Origin of the sequence: Desulfitobacterium metallireducens DSM 15288 (assembly GCF_000231405.2) — a bacterium.
GTDB lineage: Bacteria > Bacillota > Desulfitobacteriia > Desulfitobacteriales > Desulfitobacteriaceae > Desulfitobacterium_A > Desulfitobacterium_A metallireducens.
In genome coordinates this window covers 53740-68658 of the sequence record NZ_CP007032.1, presented here as the reverse complement: position 1 = coordinate 68658, position 14919 = coordinate 53740, and the positions used below count along the sequence as shown (strand labels likewise).

Annotated in this window: 14 protein-coding genes; 1 reads left to right on the top strand and 13 read right to left on the bottom strand. The window is 42.6% G+C overall.

Going from position 1 to position 14919, the window contains the following annotated elements; translation table 11 throughout:
- Positions 1 to 17: 17 nt before the first annotated feature.
- From DESME_RS00310 to pth, 7 genes are all read right to left on the bottom strand, one after another.
- Positions 18 to 293, bottom strand: coding sequence for an HU family DNA-binding protein (locus tag DESME_RS00310; protein ID WP_006717590.1), 276 nt, complete (start codon positions 291 to 293; stop codon positions 18 to 20).
- A gap of 77 nt (positions 294 to 370) precedes the next feature.
- On the bottom strand, positions 371 to 1831 hold the full coding sequence (gene yabN, locus DESME_RS00305) for a bifunctional methyltransferase/pyrophosphohydrolase YabN (protein WP_006717592.1): 1461 nt from the start codon (positions 1829 to 1831) through the stop codon (positions 371 to 373).
- A gap of 152 nt (positions 1832 to 1983) precedes the next feature.
- Entirely contained in the window at positions 1984 to 2532 is a 549-nt protein-coding gene (gene spoVT, locus DESME_RS00300) for a stage V sporulation protein T (RefSeq protein WP_006717594.1), read from the bottom strand.
- A 301-nt stretch (positions 2533 to 2833) separates the two neighbouring features.
- Positions 2834 to 3862 (bottom strand): peptidylprolyl isomerase, encoded by a 1029-nt coding sequence (locus DESME_RS00295; protein WP_006717596.1) that lies wholly within the window; start codon positions 3860 to 3862, stop codon positions 2834 to 2836.
- A 45-nt stretch (positions 3863 to 3907) separates the two neighbouring features.
- Positions 3908 to 7447: a transcription-repair coupling factor gene (gene mfd / locus DESME_RS00290; RefSeq protein ID WP_156922741.1), complete on the bottom strand. Its 3540-nt coding sequence runs from the start codon at positions 7445 to 7447 to the stop codon at positions 3908 to 3910.
- 131 nt (positions 7448 to 7578) lie between these two features.
- A complete protein-coding gene (locus DESME_RS15965; protein ID WP_006717600.1) occupies positions 7579 to 7755 on the bottom strand; it encodes a hypothetical protein in 177 nt (58 codons plus the stop codon).
- 67 nt (positions 7756 to 7822) lie between these two features.
- Complete coding sequence (pth, locus tag DESME_RS00285) at positions 7823 to 8380, bottom strand: aminoacyl-tRNA hydrolase (RefSeq protein ID WP_006717602.1); 558 nt, start codon at positions 8378 to 8380, stop codon at positions 7823 to 7825.
- 108 nt (positions 8381 to 8488) lie between these two features.
- Here pth and DESME_RS00280 point away from each other — a divergent pair, with 108 nt between their 5' ends.
- The gene (locus DESME_RS00280) at positions 8489 to 9283 is read left to right on the top strand and encodes a PRC-barrel domain-containing protein (RefSeq protein ID WP_006717604.1); all 795 of its coding nucleotides are present in this window, start codon (positions 8489 to 8491) and stop codon (positions 9281 to 9283) included.
- A gap of 65 nt (positions 9284 to 9348) precedes the next feature.
- On the opposite strand, the gene DESME_RS00275 is transcribed toward DESME_RS00280, so the two are convergent.
- From DESME_RS00275 to ispE, 6 genes are all read right to left on the bottom strand, one after another.
- Positions 9349 to 10290: a ribose-phosphate diphosphokinase gene (locus DESME_RS00275; RefSeq protein WP_006717607.1), complete on the bottom strand. Its 942-nt coding sequence runs from the start codon at positions 10288 to 10290 to the stop codon at positions 9349 to 9351.
- An 18-nt stretch (positions 10291 to 10308) separates the two neighbouring features.
- The gene (glmU, locus tag DESME_RS00270) at positions 10309 to 11667 is read right to left on the bottom strand and encodes a bifunctional UDP-N-acetylglucosamine diphosphorylase/glucosamine-1-phosphate N-acetyltransferase GlmU (RefSeq protein WP_006717609.1); all 1359 of its coding nucleotides are present in this window, start codon (positions 11665 to 11667) and stop codon (positions 10309 to 10311) included.
- 214 nt (positions 11668 to 11881) lie between these two features.
- A complete protein-coding gene (gene spoVG, locus DESME_RS00265; protein WP_006717612.1) occupies positions 11882 to 12136 on the bottom strand; it encodes a septation regulator SpoVG in 255 nt (84 codons plus the stop codon).
- Positions 12137 to 12317: 181 nt separating this feature from the next.
- Entirely contained in the window at positions 12318 to 13139 is an 822-nt protein-coding gene (purR, locus tag DESME_RS00260) for a pur operon repressor (RefSeq protein ID WP_006717614.1), read from the bottom strand.
- Positions 13140 to 13150: 11 nt separating this feature from the next.
- Entirely contained in the window at positions 13151 to 13864 is a 714-nt protein-coding gene (locus tag DESME_RS00255; protein ID WP_025248577.1) for a GntR family transcriptional regulator, read from the bottom strand.
- 100 nt (positions 13865 to 13964) lie between these two features.
- On the bottom strand, positions 13965 to 14822 hold the full coding sequence (gene ispE, locus DESME_RS00250; RefSeq protein ID WP_006717617.1) for a 4-(cytidine 5'-diphospho)-2-C-methyl-D-erythritol kinase: 858 nt from the start codon (positions 14820 to 14822) through the stop codon (positions 13965 to 13967).
- Positions 14823 to 14919 lie beyond the last annotated feature (97 nt).

Genomic DNA, 14919 nt, shown 5'->3' with positions numbered 1-14919 from the left:
GAATGCTTGATTAAAAATTAAAGTTGAACTGCATCCTTAAGGGCTTTACCCGCTTTGAAGCTAGGAACTTTAGAAGCAGGAATAATAATGCTTTCCTTAGTTTGAGGGTTACGGCCAGTACGTTCAGCACGGTTTTTGACTTCAAAAGTTCCAAAACCAACGAGTTGGACCTTATCATTCTTTGCGAGTGCCTCTTCAATAGCACCAAATACCGCGTTAACTGCTTTTTCCGAATCCTTCTTTGACATATCGGTTTTTTCAGCTACCATAGCTACAAGATCTGCCTTATTCAAAACGATTCCCTCCCAAATTTGTATTAAGTATTCCGCGTTATATTTCGCGATAAATAACTAAACTCCTGCTAAATTTCCTAAGTTTCAATAAACTTTCCACTTTTTTCATAGATTTTTGCCTTTTCCCAATAAAAATCCATCTCTTCCAGAGTCATATTTTCCAATTTCTCCCCATTGTCAAAGGCCAGCTCTGCCATTTTCTCAAAGCGATTCTGAAACTTATGGACGCCCTTTCGTAGAGAATCTTCGGGGTCTAATTTTAGAAAGCGGGCTAAATTAACAAGAGCAAATAGGATATCTCCAAATTCCTCCTGAATCCCCTCACCAGACTCCATAGCTTCCTGAAGTTCTTGGATTTCTTCCCGGACCTTTGCTATAGGTCCTTCCTGGTCTGGCCAATCAAATCCAACTTTTGCAACGGCTTTCTGAGTTTTAGTTGCGAGCATTAGAGCAGGTAAAGCTTGAGGGAAATGGAACCATCCCTTTGCTCGTTCTTCCCCTTTTTCTTGTTTCTTAATTTCTTCCCAGTTCTGCAGAACCTCTTCTGAATTATCGACATGAACGTCGCCAAAAACATGAGGATGGCGATGAATCAATTTATGTATAATCCCTCTTAATATGTCATCAAATTCAAACTCCTCTGCCTCATGCGCAAGTTGCGCATGAAATATGACCTGTAATAGTAAGTCTCCCAATTCTTCCGTTAAATTATACATATCCTTCTGTTCAATGGCTTCTAAAACCTCATAACTTTCTTCGATCAAATAAGGTTTTAGCGTTTCATGGGTTTGTTCTCGATCCCACGGGCAACCCCCTGGGGCACGGAGAGTCCTCATCACGTCTTGAAGCTTAACCATTGAAATGACATCCTTATGGGGTGGAACAAGGACAGTCGTCAAATGATCGAACTTCTGATGATCCAGTTCGTACAACTTAACCTTCTGAACCACCTGCTCTGGAGTCCCTAAAGCTTGAACAATTATCGCGGGAGCTTCATCAGGATAAACATCCATTAGATCCAGTTTTACATCTGAGGCAATGAAAGAACTATAGACTTGGGGAATAATAAGCCACTCCTTCCCCGTTAATCCAGAGCCTTTTAACGCATCGTAGTTACGTATCAACACCCCTTGAATGGGATCCAACGGAACGGCTGTAAAAATCGAATCTAAAAAGCTGACTGAAGGATGCAGAAGGACATTAAATTGTAGGCTAAGCTTGTCCACAATCAATTGAACACTCCGCTCAGCCACTGCTGGATGACCGGGTACAGCATAAATGACTTCGACATGCTTCTTCAGTTCCGTTTCCAAGCGTCTGACAATCTTTTCGTAAACCTCTTCAAAAGATTCTCCCTGCTCATAGTATTCATCAAAGGATTCCAACTTAGCCCCTTCACGAAGCAAATCCTGAACACACGGATGACTGAAGGTACGAACGAAAACTTTATCCGCAGACAGGATTAGACGATAGGTGCCAAGCGTCATGCTTTCTAAGCCTGCCGGGCCTAAGCCAAGAACATGTAAAGTACTTTTCACTAAGTTCACCTCCCGGCTGATATTCTATCATATCCTAACCTTAGTTGCCTAATTAGTTAGCCAACGTTTATGTTCTGCATAGAGTCCTATAAAATAAAAAGATGTAAAGCGAAGTTATGGTGCTTTACATCTTTTGCTATGCTCTTTATCTTCTACTGTTCCATCTGTTTCGCAAGAAAACCTGCTGCTGTCTCCACTAACTTAAGCTCTAGCTCTCCCATCTTAACATTGGGATCCTTAGACATCAAAACGACTGCACCAATCGGATCTCCCTCTGCAATAATTGGAGCAACAACCTGAGTCGTGGACTTTGCCTGCTCGTCATCATCCTCCATCCCTTTTGCTGTTTCTCCAGCTTTCAGATGAATCGTCTTGCGGTCATTCATTGCTTGCTCTAGGATTGCCCAGATCGGCTTATTTAAGTACTCTTTTTTTGAAGCGCCTGAGACTGCGATTATTACATCACGGTCCGCAATACAGGCAATATGTCCTGTAGCTTCATAAAGGGAATCCGCATATTCCTTGGCAAAATCGCCGAGCTCACCAATAGGTGAATACTTCTTCAGAATCACTTCACCATCGCGATCCACAAAAATCTCAAGTGGATCTCCCTCTCTTATACGAAGTGTCCGACGAATTTCCTTTGGAATAACAACACGACCAAGATCATCAATTCTTCTTACAATGCCTGTTGCTTTCATGGACGCTCTTCCCTCCTTTATTGTCGTTTGCGAACCTATAGTTCACTACAGCCGTTACGGACGAGGTAAACTAACCCATCCTTTTCCGTTTATTGAGGCGAAACACCTTGTTTATTCGGTAATTTCGCATGTGATAACTTCATTGATAGTATATATCTCCCGAATCTCTATTATTCATTTTTTTCCATAACTAAAGAAATAAGGTGATTTTAGCGATCTCACTAGATAAAAGAGAAGCTGTTGACTTAAGGTCAACAGCTTCTCTTTTAATTAGACAACTAAAGTTCTTATTTATTTTTTCTTAGGGGTTTTTTGAAGGCGTAGCCGTTGAGGAGGTACCCGTTGAAGGGGTAGAAGTAGAAGGAGTTGATGTCAAATCTTGAGGATTATATCCACTTGCGTATTCAATCGTGGCTTTCTGATTTAAGTCATTAAAATACGTCTCAAATTTCAACCCTTTAGCATTATTTAGTGCATCGCTAGCCACTTGATCCTTCACCTTCGTAAAATCTGCCTTTACCGCTTGCTTATGATCCTCAACAAAAATAACATGATACCCGAAATCTGTCTTCACAGGTGTTGTCGAGATGGTCCCTACCTTTTGAGCAAAAGCCGCTTTCTCAAATTCTGGAACCATCGAACCTGCAGCAAAGTAGCCCAGCTGTCCGCCCGAATCTGCGGCTCCTGGTTCAGTAGACTTCTCTTTTGCTAACTGCGCAAAGTCTGTACTAAGGTTAGTACTCTTCTGAAGTTGAGCAATAATTGCATTGGCTTCCTCCTCAGTCTTAACCAAAATATGACTGGCTTTGACCTGTTCCGCTTGACCTCCGTACTTATCCTGATTACTGTCAAAGTATTGTTTGATTTCTCCGTCCGTAACCTTAACATCCTTCGTTACATAATTGGATAACGCTAAATAGCGCTTCACGTCGTCAGCCGTCATCGCCTGTTGCTTCAGCCAGTCTTGATATTGTGTATCATCCTGAAACTGTTTCTTAATATTGTCTTCTGCAGTCTTTACTTCTGTAGATTCCAGATCTAAGCCCTGCTTTTTAACGTCTTGACTCACTAAAACCGAGCCAATCATACTATTCAAAATCTCACCTTGAATTTGTTTCAAAGACGATTTCCCTTGCTCGGAATCAAAGCTCATACCTTGTTGCTCATAGGCTTTTTGGACATCCGCAGTCCGGGTATTATAGTCTGTTAAGGAAATTGTATCTCCATTAACCTTGGCTACCCATTTTTCACCACCCAAAGAAGAACATCCCGTTAAACTTAATGCTAATACTAAGACTCCGGCAACTAAACTTGCCCGGAATTTTTTCATAATGACACACCCTTTCAAAATCCATCAATTGCCATTATAACAGGGCTATACCTCTGAAGCAATACCATTAAATACCAAGATAACGCGTTGGATTGCATCTAAAATCTCCTCTTGTCCCATTGAACGTAACCGGACTTTAATCTCCAAATTACCTTCTCCTGTCGTCCCAAAGGAGACTGGGAACGGAGACCCTGTAGCAACCGTCATCAATTTCTCTCCCGTTAGTCCAGGATCAGAAGCAAATTTGAGGAGTACTTGTTGTTTTAGCTGTTGAATCTGTTGAATTTTTAATCCTGCAGCAATCCACTTAATTCGGATAATTTTCAATAAGTTTTCCACTTCACGAGGCGGATTACCAAAACGATCAATCAATTCATCCACCATGTCACTGAGTTCCTCTTCTGCAGAGATCATCACCAATCGCTGATAAAGTGAGGCTTTGACCTGGCGATCAGCAATGTATTCATCAGGTATAAACGCATCCACTTGAACCTCAATACTAGGCTCAATTTTATCCTCGACCTTTTCTCCCTTGATCTCTAGGACAGCTTCTTTAAGCATTTGGCTATAAAGTTCAAACCCAACCGCTGCTAACTGTCCATGTTGTTGGGCTCCAATTAAATTTCCCGCTCCGCGAATTTCTAAATCTCGCATGGCAATTCTAAGTCCTGAGCCGAATTCTGTAAATTCCCGTATTGCTGCAAGTCGTTTTTCTGCCACTTCAGTCAGAACCTTCTGCGGCTTATAGAGGAAATAAGCGTAGGCTTTACGATTCGAACGTCCAACCCGTCCCCGTAACTGGTAAAGCTGACCTAACCCTAAGCGGTCTGACTCATCAATAATTAAGGTATTTACATTCGGCATATCTAAGCCTGTTTCAATAATTGTCGTACAAACAAGAACATCATTTTCATGCTCAAGAAAGGAGATCATTTCCTTTTCCAGCACCGTCTCGCTCATCTGTCCATGAGCTATTCCAAAACGCACTTCAGGTACGAGTTGGCTCAAAAAATGGACAACTTGTTCCATATCTTCCACTCGATTATGCACGAAAAATACTTGCCCGCCTCGTTGAATCTCCCGACGTATCGCATCACGAACAAGATCAGGCCGGAATTCTGCAACATAGGTTTGAACAGGATAACGGTCTTCAGGTGGAGTCTCAATCACACTCATATCCCGAACACCCACGAGTGACATATGCAAGGTCCGCGGAATAGGAGTTGCAGAAAGGGTAAGAACATCCACATTCGCCTTTAACGTCTTGAGCTTTTCCTTATGCGTTACCCCGAAACGTTGTTCTTCGTCGATAACCAAAAGTCCTAGATCTTTAAATTTAACGGCATCTGATATGAGGCGATGGGTACCCACAATAATATCGATATTTCCCTCTTTGAGACCTTGAATGATCACTTTTTGTTCCTTCGCTGTACGAAAACGACTGAGCATTTCGATCGTTACAGGATAACCCGTAAACCTCTCCCTAAATGTATTGAAATGCTGCTGAGCAAGAATCGTAGTAGGAACCAAGACGGCAACCTGTTTGCTGTCCATCACTGCCTTAAATGCTGCTCGTAATGCGACCTCCGTCTTCCCATAACCGACATCTCCACAAAGCAGACGATCCATAGGTCTTAGACGCATCATATCGTGTTTGACTTCTTGAATACTTTTCAGTTGATCCGGCGTCTCCTCATAGGGAAACTTTTCTTCAAATTCCTGTTGCCAGACATTATCTGGGGAAAAAGCAAATCCCTGAACAGCCTCCCGTTCAGCATAAAGCTTCACTAAATCAATGGCCATCTCTTTAATAGAGCTCTTCGCCTTATTCTTTACTTTCTTCCAATCATTTCCGCCCAGTTTATAGAGCTTTGGAAGGGCTTCAGCATCGCTACCTAAATATTTCTGAAGCAAATTCAACTGGTCCAGTGGAACATACAAGCGATCTTCTCCGGCATATTTAACCGTAAAATAATCTTTCTCAACCCCACTCACTGCCAATCTTTCAATGCCTAAGAATCTCCCGACACCATGGTGGACATGAACCACATAATCACCCGGTTTGAGATCAGAGAACTGAAGCCTTGTTGTCTTGGTTTCTTTAACCACTGGCCGCTTGGCAGGCGTTTTCCTCTCTCTTTTGTAAATCTCTGCTTCGCTCAATATAACAAGCTTACTGAGTGGCAATTCAAAACCTTGATCTAAAGAATAAGCATAAACATAAACTCCACCTACTTGAATGGGCTCCTCTAATTTCTTACGCTGAGCTACTGCTCCACGGTCTCTTAAACCTTGAATCAGTCGTTCCGCGTGTTCCTCATCCCCAGCAAATAAAGAAACAATATATCCCATCTTCTGCCAATGCTCAATTTCCTCCGCTAAAACACCCGTCTTACCCATAAATCCTGTTAATGTGCGCGCTGTAAGATTATAAATCTGACGTGGCGAGACTCCGGGAATTTGACGAGGAAGTGTGGACAAAAGAACAAAGGGACGGCCTGTTCCATATTCAAGAATTTCCGGATAATTTATAAATTGATCTTCTGGACTTATAAATTCTTCCCCTTTTTCCAGGGCCTGAGTATATTCTTCTAAGCGTTCCTTAAGTTGAAACTCTAATTGTTCCTTCAGACGCAAGGGATCGTCCAGAATGACATAACTTTCTGGAGCGAGTAGCGAGAAAAATGAATCTAGCGAATTCTCTAGCAAGCTGAGATAAGGATAACTATTTTCATCCAAAATCCCTTGACTTAACCGTTCTTCCAAGCGTTGAGCTTTCTCCTGAATTCGCTCTGCTGCTTCCGTTCGTTCACTCCGATTTAAACGTCCTGATACCTTACGAGCCTGAGCTTTGATCTCCCAACGTAACTTTTCCAATTCCTCAGGACGAACGACATATTCGAGAACCGGAGGAACTAAAACCGTTTCTAAAGACCGAGTTGATTTCTGTGTATCTAAATCAAAAATTCGAATCGAATCCACTTCATCATCAAAAAACTCAATCCGAAGCGGCTCTCCGTCCAGTGGATAAATATCGAGAATTCCACCCCGCAGGGCAAACTGACCCTTTCCTTCAACAAGGTCAAGCCGCACATAGCCTGCTGTCACGAGCTTTGTAATCACATCCGCCAGAACATAGGTCTCTCCCAATTCAAATTCCTGCGTATATTCCTTCCAACGCTCTTCTGAAAACATCCGACGATCGAGGGCAAGAATAGGTGCTACCACAATCTGTTGTTTATTTTGAGCAAGCTGATTCAAAACCTTAATCCGCTCCGCAGTTGTTTCCCGGCTCCGACCCAAAACCTCAAAGGGTAGCCATTCCGTTACTGGAAAGTAGAGAACGGATTTCTCAGGTAGCCAAGACTTTAGATCATTGACCCATTTTTGAGCTTCTTCCTCTGAGTAGGTGAGAATTAACCCTGTCTTACCCCCACTTAATAGTTCTGCAGCAAGTGCGATCTTTTGGCTTCCCGATAAATTGTAAACCATCTGTGGCCATTCTTTCCGGACAATTGCTGCTTGAATCTGGTCAATATCCAATCCTTGCCGGAGATAATGATGAATTGTACTCAACCCGTCCATCCTTTCAAACCCGTTTACCCACGCAAAAAAACTGAACGTCCGAACTGGGACCCCCATTTATTGCGCCATTTAAACACAAGATGACTATAGAGGTATATTTATATATACCCCCTGTTCAATCGATTAGGTTTTTAATGAAATCGTTGCTCTTTCTCCATTTCTAATTGCTCTAGGCAATCCGGGCACAAAGCATAAGCAACATTACCTACAAAATTTATTATAGAATTCGACCGCTCCGTGGTCAAGTCCTCCACTTCAAGTTCGCCGAGAACACGGTCACAGGCTTGACAGACTTTAAGTACAAACATTTTCCAACACCTCTCCTTCTTAGGTTAACCTTCGCTAGGTATGGTTATACCCAGAGGAGTTGTTTGATTAGTGATTGTACTTATTCATCGCCTTGTTACTTTCTCCCTGAATCCAAAGACGCAGAACCTCCTGTCCACGCTCTAATACATCTTCAAGCGAGGAGAGTTCTTCTTTTCCGAAACTGCCCAGCACATAGTTAGCCGGATCCCATCCTGCGGGCGGTCTACCGACTCCAATTTTTAACCGCCAGAACTCTTCGGTTCCGACTTCGGCAATCGTTGACTTAATCCCGTTATGGCCGCCCGCACTTCCCGATTGCCGAAGACGAATCCTTCCCAAAGGTAAATCCATATCATCATGGGCAACGAGAATATCTTTCGAAGCAATTTTATAAAATTGGGCTATTTCGCGAATCGAGCGACCACTGAGGTTCATAAAAGTCAGGGGTTTAAGAAAAAATACTTTTTCTCCCGTTAATTGCATTTCAGCTATGAGTCCCTGAAATTTAGGTCGAAAATCCAATTTTAGTTCCTCAGCCCATGTATCTAAGAGTAAAAAGCCCACATTATGTCGCGTCTCTGCGTATTGTCCACCCGGATTTCCTAATCCTACAATAAGTTTCATCTATTTCACTCCCTCTAAGCATATTGAAAACATCTCTCGAATAAATTGTGAAGGAAACATATTTGTACTGACGCTGATTATTAAATAAAAATAAGGGGGCGAATGCTCATGAAACCAAGCCGTAAATTTTTATCTTTACCGATTGTTTCCCTGAGCGAAGGACAACATATCGGTTATGTCAAAAGTCTAGTTATTGATGCCCGCACCAAATCCCTTGCTGCTCTCGTAGTTGACCTTAAAGGGTTCTTTAAGGACCAACGCATCATTCCCTACGGTAAAGTCATCAGCGTAGGCGATGATGCCATCACGATTGACAAAGGAGCGCATGTTGAAAAATCTGCAAATCTGCCCGAGATCCTCAGCTTAATTAAAGAAAAGCTCTCAATTATTGGCACACGCGTCATTACGCAAAGTGGTAAAACCCTCGGAGTTGCTGAAGAGTATTTTATTGAATCAGAAACAGGACGAATTACCCAAATTCAGATCTCAGGCGGCAAGCTTGAGGGTCTTCTCAATGGCAAAGCTATCCTCCAGGCAGAGTATATATCAACGATTGGGCAAGATGTCATTGTTACTGAAAAAGGAAGTGAGACGCATCTTGTGACAGCAGATAAAGGATTAAGCGACAGCTTTAAATCCTTAGTCCACTCTACCTCCCATCTAGCCAGCGAAACAACGCATTCCTTCGGAAAATACTTCAAGAAAAAAGAGCCACTAGATTTTGCCCAAGAACCACGTGAAGGTGAAAGTCTCCCTCTGGATCAAGATGGCGTGATTGTTACCGAATCCACTCTGGAGCCCTCTGAAACCACTGAAATAGCCTCCTCCCCCTCAGCAAGTGCTTCAGAGGAAGATTCCAGTTCTTCTGCTCCAAACCCGATAACTAAAGAAAACTTGGTTTGAGCAAAGCTTTAGTTGTATTTATACTTTAGTGCAAAGAACCCCTGGGCTAACCCCAGGGGACTTAATTAACTAAATAGCTTACTCACTGAAAGATCCTCATGAATGCGGACGATGGCTGATCCTAACAAAGGAGCCACAGAAAGTGTCTTAATTTTGGGGATCTTATGTTCGGGATCAAGCGGTATCGTATTCGTAACAATAACTTCTTTAATTACTGATTTCTCAAGTCGATCGAGAGCTGGGCCAGATAAAACAGCGTGAGTACAACAGGCATAAACTTCTTTTGCTCCCCGATCTATTAAGGCTTGAGCTCCTAGCGTAATCGTCCCTGCAGTATCAATAATGTCGTCAATCATGATTACCGTCTTACCTTGAATATCACCAATAACATTCATAATCTGCGAAACATTCGGTTCTGGGCGTCGTTTATCGATAATAGCAAGTGAAGCTCCTATTCTTTCGGCTAGATTCCGTGAGCGTTGTACTCCCCCTAAATCTGGAGAAACCACCGCAAGGTCCTTAAGTCCTTTATCCAGGAAGTACTCCGCTAGAATCGGCACACCCGGTAAATGATCCACTGGAATATCAAAAAATCCCTGAATGGCCGGAGCATGGAGATCCATAGTGACTACCCTATCTGCTCCTGCGGTCGTGATTAAGTTGGCCATAAGTTTAGCGGTAATCGGGTCACGCGCTCTTGATTTCCTTTCTTGTCGAGCATACCCGTAATAAGGGATTACTGGAGTAATGCGGCGAGCGGAAGCCCGTTTTAACGCATCAATCATGATCAGAAGTTCCATAATATTATCATTGGTTGGATTGCAAGTCGGTTGTACGACAAAAACGTCCGCACCCCGAACACTCTCATTAATTTCAATGGCAATCTCACCATCTTGGAAGCGTTTAACTTTAGACTCTCCTAGTGGCACCCCAAGATACTCCGTAATTTCTTCTGCTAGTTCGCGGTTAGCGTTGCCACAAAATACTTTTAACTCCTTGACCGACATTGCTTATTTATCCCCCTATTATTTCTTATTACGGGCCCAATTTTCCTTTAATTTTTGGGCACTCCGCTCCACAGCCAATGCATAAGCTGGTACATTCTTCGTAATAGTTGAACCAGCACCGGTTATAGCCCCTTCGCCAACTTCCACTGGAGCTACTAGATTAGTATTACTACCAATAAAAACATTATCCCCAATTATGGTCTGATGTTTATTAATTCCGTCATAGTTACAAGTAATAGTCCCTGCACCAATGTTAACGGATTGACCCACTTGAGAATCTCCCACATAGCTTAAATGAGGCACCTTGCTTCCTCGACCAATCTTACTGTTTTTGATCTCTACAAAATCCCCCACTTTAACCCCTTCCTCTAAGACCGTTCCCGGCCTTAGATAGGCAAAGGGTCCAATGTTACATCGTGGTCCGATTTGCGCCTTATTAGCCACCGAGTATGCGACTTGACATCCCGTACCACAGAAGCAGTCCTCGAGCGTAGTTTGTGGACCCAGGATGGCATCCTCCTCTACTTGGGTTTTGCCCTTTAAAGTCGTGAAGGGTTCGATTACTACATCACGGCTGAGCTTAACCTCACTACCAATAAAGGTCGATGACGGATCAATAATCGTAACTCCTTCATCCATCCAGTGTTTAAGAATACGCTCGCGAAATACATGCTCGGCTTCAGCTAATTGGACTCGACTATTGATCCCTAAGGCTTCATTGACATCTTCCGTACAATATGTTGCAATTTTTTCTCCCTGGGTCATAAATATATCAAAAACTTCAGTGAGGTAATATTCACCTTGGGCATTTTGAGGTGTAATCTTCTGTAGAGCTTCCCTAAGTTTGGCCACATTAAAACAGTAAGTTCCCGTATTAATTTCTTGGATGGCTCGTTCTTCTATAGTTGCATCCTTTTCTTCCACTATCTTAACAAAATTCTCTCCATCCTTAACAACACGTCCATATCCGTAAGGATTTTCAAACTGGGCTGTGAGAACTGTTGCAGCTCCTTGACTATGAGCATGAATACGGATGAGTTCGGCTAAGGTTTCCGGCCGAATTAAGGGTTGGTCTCCGCTCAAGACTACGATATTATCCACTCCATCAAGATAAGGGTCCGCTTGCATTAGTGCATGGCCTGTCCCTAACTGTTCTGCTTGAATAACAATTTCAGTCTGTCCAGATAGAAACTCCTCAATCTGTTCCCGCCCGTGTCCTAAAATCACTAAAGAGCGTTCTATTTTATTCTTCGTCACTAGATCCAGGACATGCGAAATCATCGGCTTCCCTGCCAAGTGATGCATCACCTTAGGAAGCTTAGATTTCATTCGTGTCCCTTTCCCCGCAGCCAGGATGACTGCTGCCCAATTAGGCATGGTTTTTCGCCTCCAACCCTATTTTAACCGAAAACTCTCGAAATAAAATTATTCGTCAAAAAACTGCAAAATTCCTCCTTTTATTCTCACTTTATCTTTTTATATCTAAAAAGAGACCTCTACAGGTCTCTTTTTGATAGTATCTATGCATGCATTAGACATGTGTACCATTCTTATTCATCAAATATATCTCGTGAATTACCGATTATCGTTCCTACATCGCTTCTTGATAGGCTTTTAAAACAGCGGTCTGAATAACTTCACGCGCCGCAGAGGAAATAGGGTGAGCTATGTCACGAAATTCCCCTTCCGGAGTTTTACGGCTTGGCATCGCAACAAATAAACCATTTGTACCTTCAACAACCTTCACATCATGAACGACAAACGCATTGTCAAATGTTACCGAAACGACTGCTTTCATCTTACCTTCAACATTCACTTTCCGAACTCGTACATCAGTAATATTCACTAAGAATCACCACCCTTCCCTGCTGCCTCGCAATATTCCATGATTTATAATTCTATATTTGGTAAAAAACTCCTGCTTTTCCTGGTAAAATTTTTAAAATTCGCGATTTTACCTCAATAGTTTTAAACCTCTATTGCACAGGGGGAGAGGGTATAATTCAAGCTGAAAAAGATCGATTCTTTTATATAAATTCTGGTGAAGGGGTAACAAGTGCTAACCCCTGCGCCGGATCTAATTCCTTGAGTTGGAGTAGCGAAAGGTAATGCTGAACAAGCTTAGGCTCATTATCCGTTAGACTTTCCATGAGAACTCCCAACCCAACAACATTGACCTCAAATTCTTGCATTAAATTGATCATTCCTAAGGAGGTTCCACCTGCCTTCATAAAATCATCAATGATTAAAACGTTTTTCCCCGATTCCAAGGCCCTCCGTCCTAACGACATTGACTGAATTCTTTTTGAGGATCCGGAAACATAATTGATACTCACAGCAGAACCTTCTGTCACTTTATTTCCATGCCGAATAATGACCATAGGTACCCCTAGAGCCTCAGCCGTGACTAAAGCAAGCGGAATTCCCTTTGTTTCAATTGTAACGACGATATCCGGTTTTTTCTCCCGAAAGGTCCCTGCGAAAATCAACCCTAAAGGTCTTAAAATCGTAGGATTATACAATAGATCTGTCATATAGAGAAAACTACCCGGTAATATTCGTTCTTTTACACTGAGACGTTCGGCAAGATCCTTAAGGAAAAGGTCTTTTTCCTGTTGTGAAATTTCCGGAATATAACGGACCCCACCAGCGGCTCCCGAGACTGTTTCCAAACGGCCCTGACCCGTGCATTGTAGGCTTTCTTTTAATGCCAATAAATCTTCACTAATCGTCGACTTTGCCGCTCCAAAACGCTCTGCCAATACGGTTAATGGAATAAGCATATTGGGCTTAGACATTAGGATCTGCATAGCTGCGACCATACGTTCCGCTCTTTTCATCTTGTCCATGGTCTGATCCTCTATTCCTTATCTTTTTCCTGTACTTTCTCTGCTTCCTTTTTTCCTTTAGTTAAACGCAGGGCTTCAAACATAACATTCTCTGCAGTCACAATATGAGCCATGGCTAAAGCCTGAGCTTCTTCTACATTGTGGCTAGATAAGGCATCAACGATTCCCTGATGTTCCTCGACTGCATCTTTTAGTCGCCCAGGATACGCTAGCGAGGTTGCCCGAAAACGTTGAATCTGCTCACGTAAATTAGCTAAAATCGTAATCAATCGTTCATTACGGCTGGCTTTATAAACGAGTGCATGAAAATCCGTGTCCGCTTCCACAATTTTCTCCATATCAACTTCTTCTCCTGAACGGTAAAGAATCATCCGCTCCATCTGCTCAATTTCCTCATCGGTTATCCGCTCTGCGGCCAAACTTGCAGCTAATCCTTCCAAGGCGGCGCGGATTTCAAAAACGTCAGCAACGTCCTTATCGCTGACTCCTGCAACATAAGCTCCCTTGCGAGGAATCATCACGACAAACCCTTCTAATTCTAATTTGCGAATCGCCTCTCGAACAGGAGTACGGCTAACCCCCATTTCATCTGCTAATTGTATCTCCATCAGTCGTTCTCCCGGTTCAAGCAGCCCGCTGATAATGGCTTCACGTAAAGATTCAAAAACAATCTCTCGAAGCGGTTTATAGCTATCGAGTTTAACCGGAACTAGTTTTCTTTCCAACATATATTTCCCCTTTCAAATTCAACTATTTAAGCACCCTCCGATAATCCGATAAAATGCTTTAACTCTCTATGGACTTATCAATTTTACTTTATATATACTATGGCGTTATTGTTTTAGTCGCCCAAGATAAATATCCTCTCTTCTGCAAGGAATGGGCTATCTCTTGAGCGTGCTCCGCAGAATGAGCAATTCCGAAAACAGCAGATCCGCTTCCCGACATAAGAGCCCCATAGCAACCGTTCTCCTTTAGACCCTCTTTTAATCTTTCAATCAATGGCAAAATTATTTGCGATCCTGCTTCTAGATCATTACTCAATAATGAAGCAATTTTCTCAACAGAACCGGATTGCAAAGCCTCATCCCAAGCATGAAAGGAAAGCGGATGACTTTTCCCTAACTGATCAAATTTCCGATAAGATTCGCCTGTATTAATCCCCTGCTGAGGTTTTACTATGATCAAAAACATCTCTGGAACATCCGTTAAAGGCAGAAGTTTTTCACCCCGTCCTTCGGCCCATTGCGTTCCTCCGTTTAGACAAAAGGCGATATCTGAGCCTAACTGATTAGCAAGTTGAAGAATTTCCTCTTGAGAATAAGGTTGATTGTATAGCTGATTTAACCCTCTCAACGTTGCCGCTGCATCTGCGCTTCCACCGGCTAAACCCGCTTGAATCGGGATTTTCTTTTCAATTTCAAGACGGATACCCTGATGGGAATTAATCCCCTCCCTAAAAAGCCTTGCCGCTTGATAGGCTAAATTCCTCGGTCCGCTTAACCCTCCACAAAGGCATTCAATCTCATCATTTCCGACTCGAGATATCTTCACCGTATCATGAAGCTCAATGGTTTGCATCACCGTCTGTAACTCATGATACCCATCTGGGCGCTTTCCTTTCACAGAAAGCCCCAAATTGATCTTCGCATATGCGAACGTTACAAGATCATCTGCTTTCATCGCGGTATCCTTTCCGAACGTTCGGATTTTATTTTATTATATTATATCCCTTTTACCTTCTCTCTACCAGTCTAATGTATAGAAAACTAGCTATTAA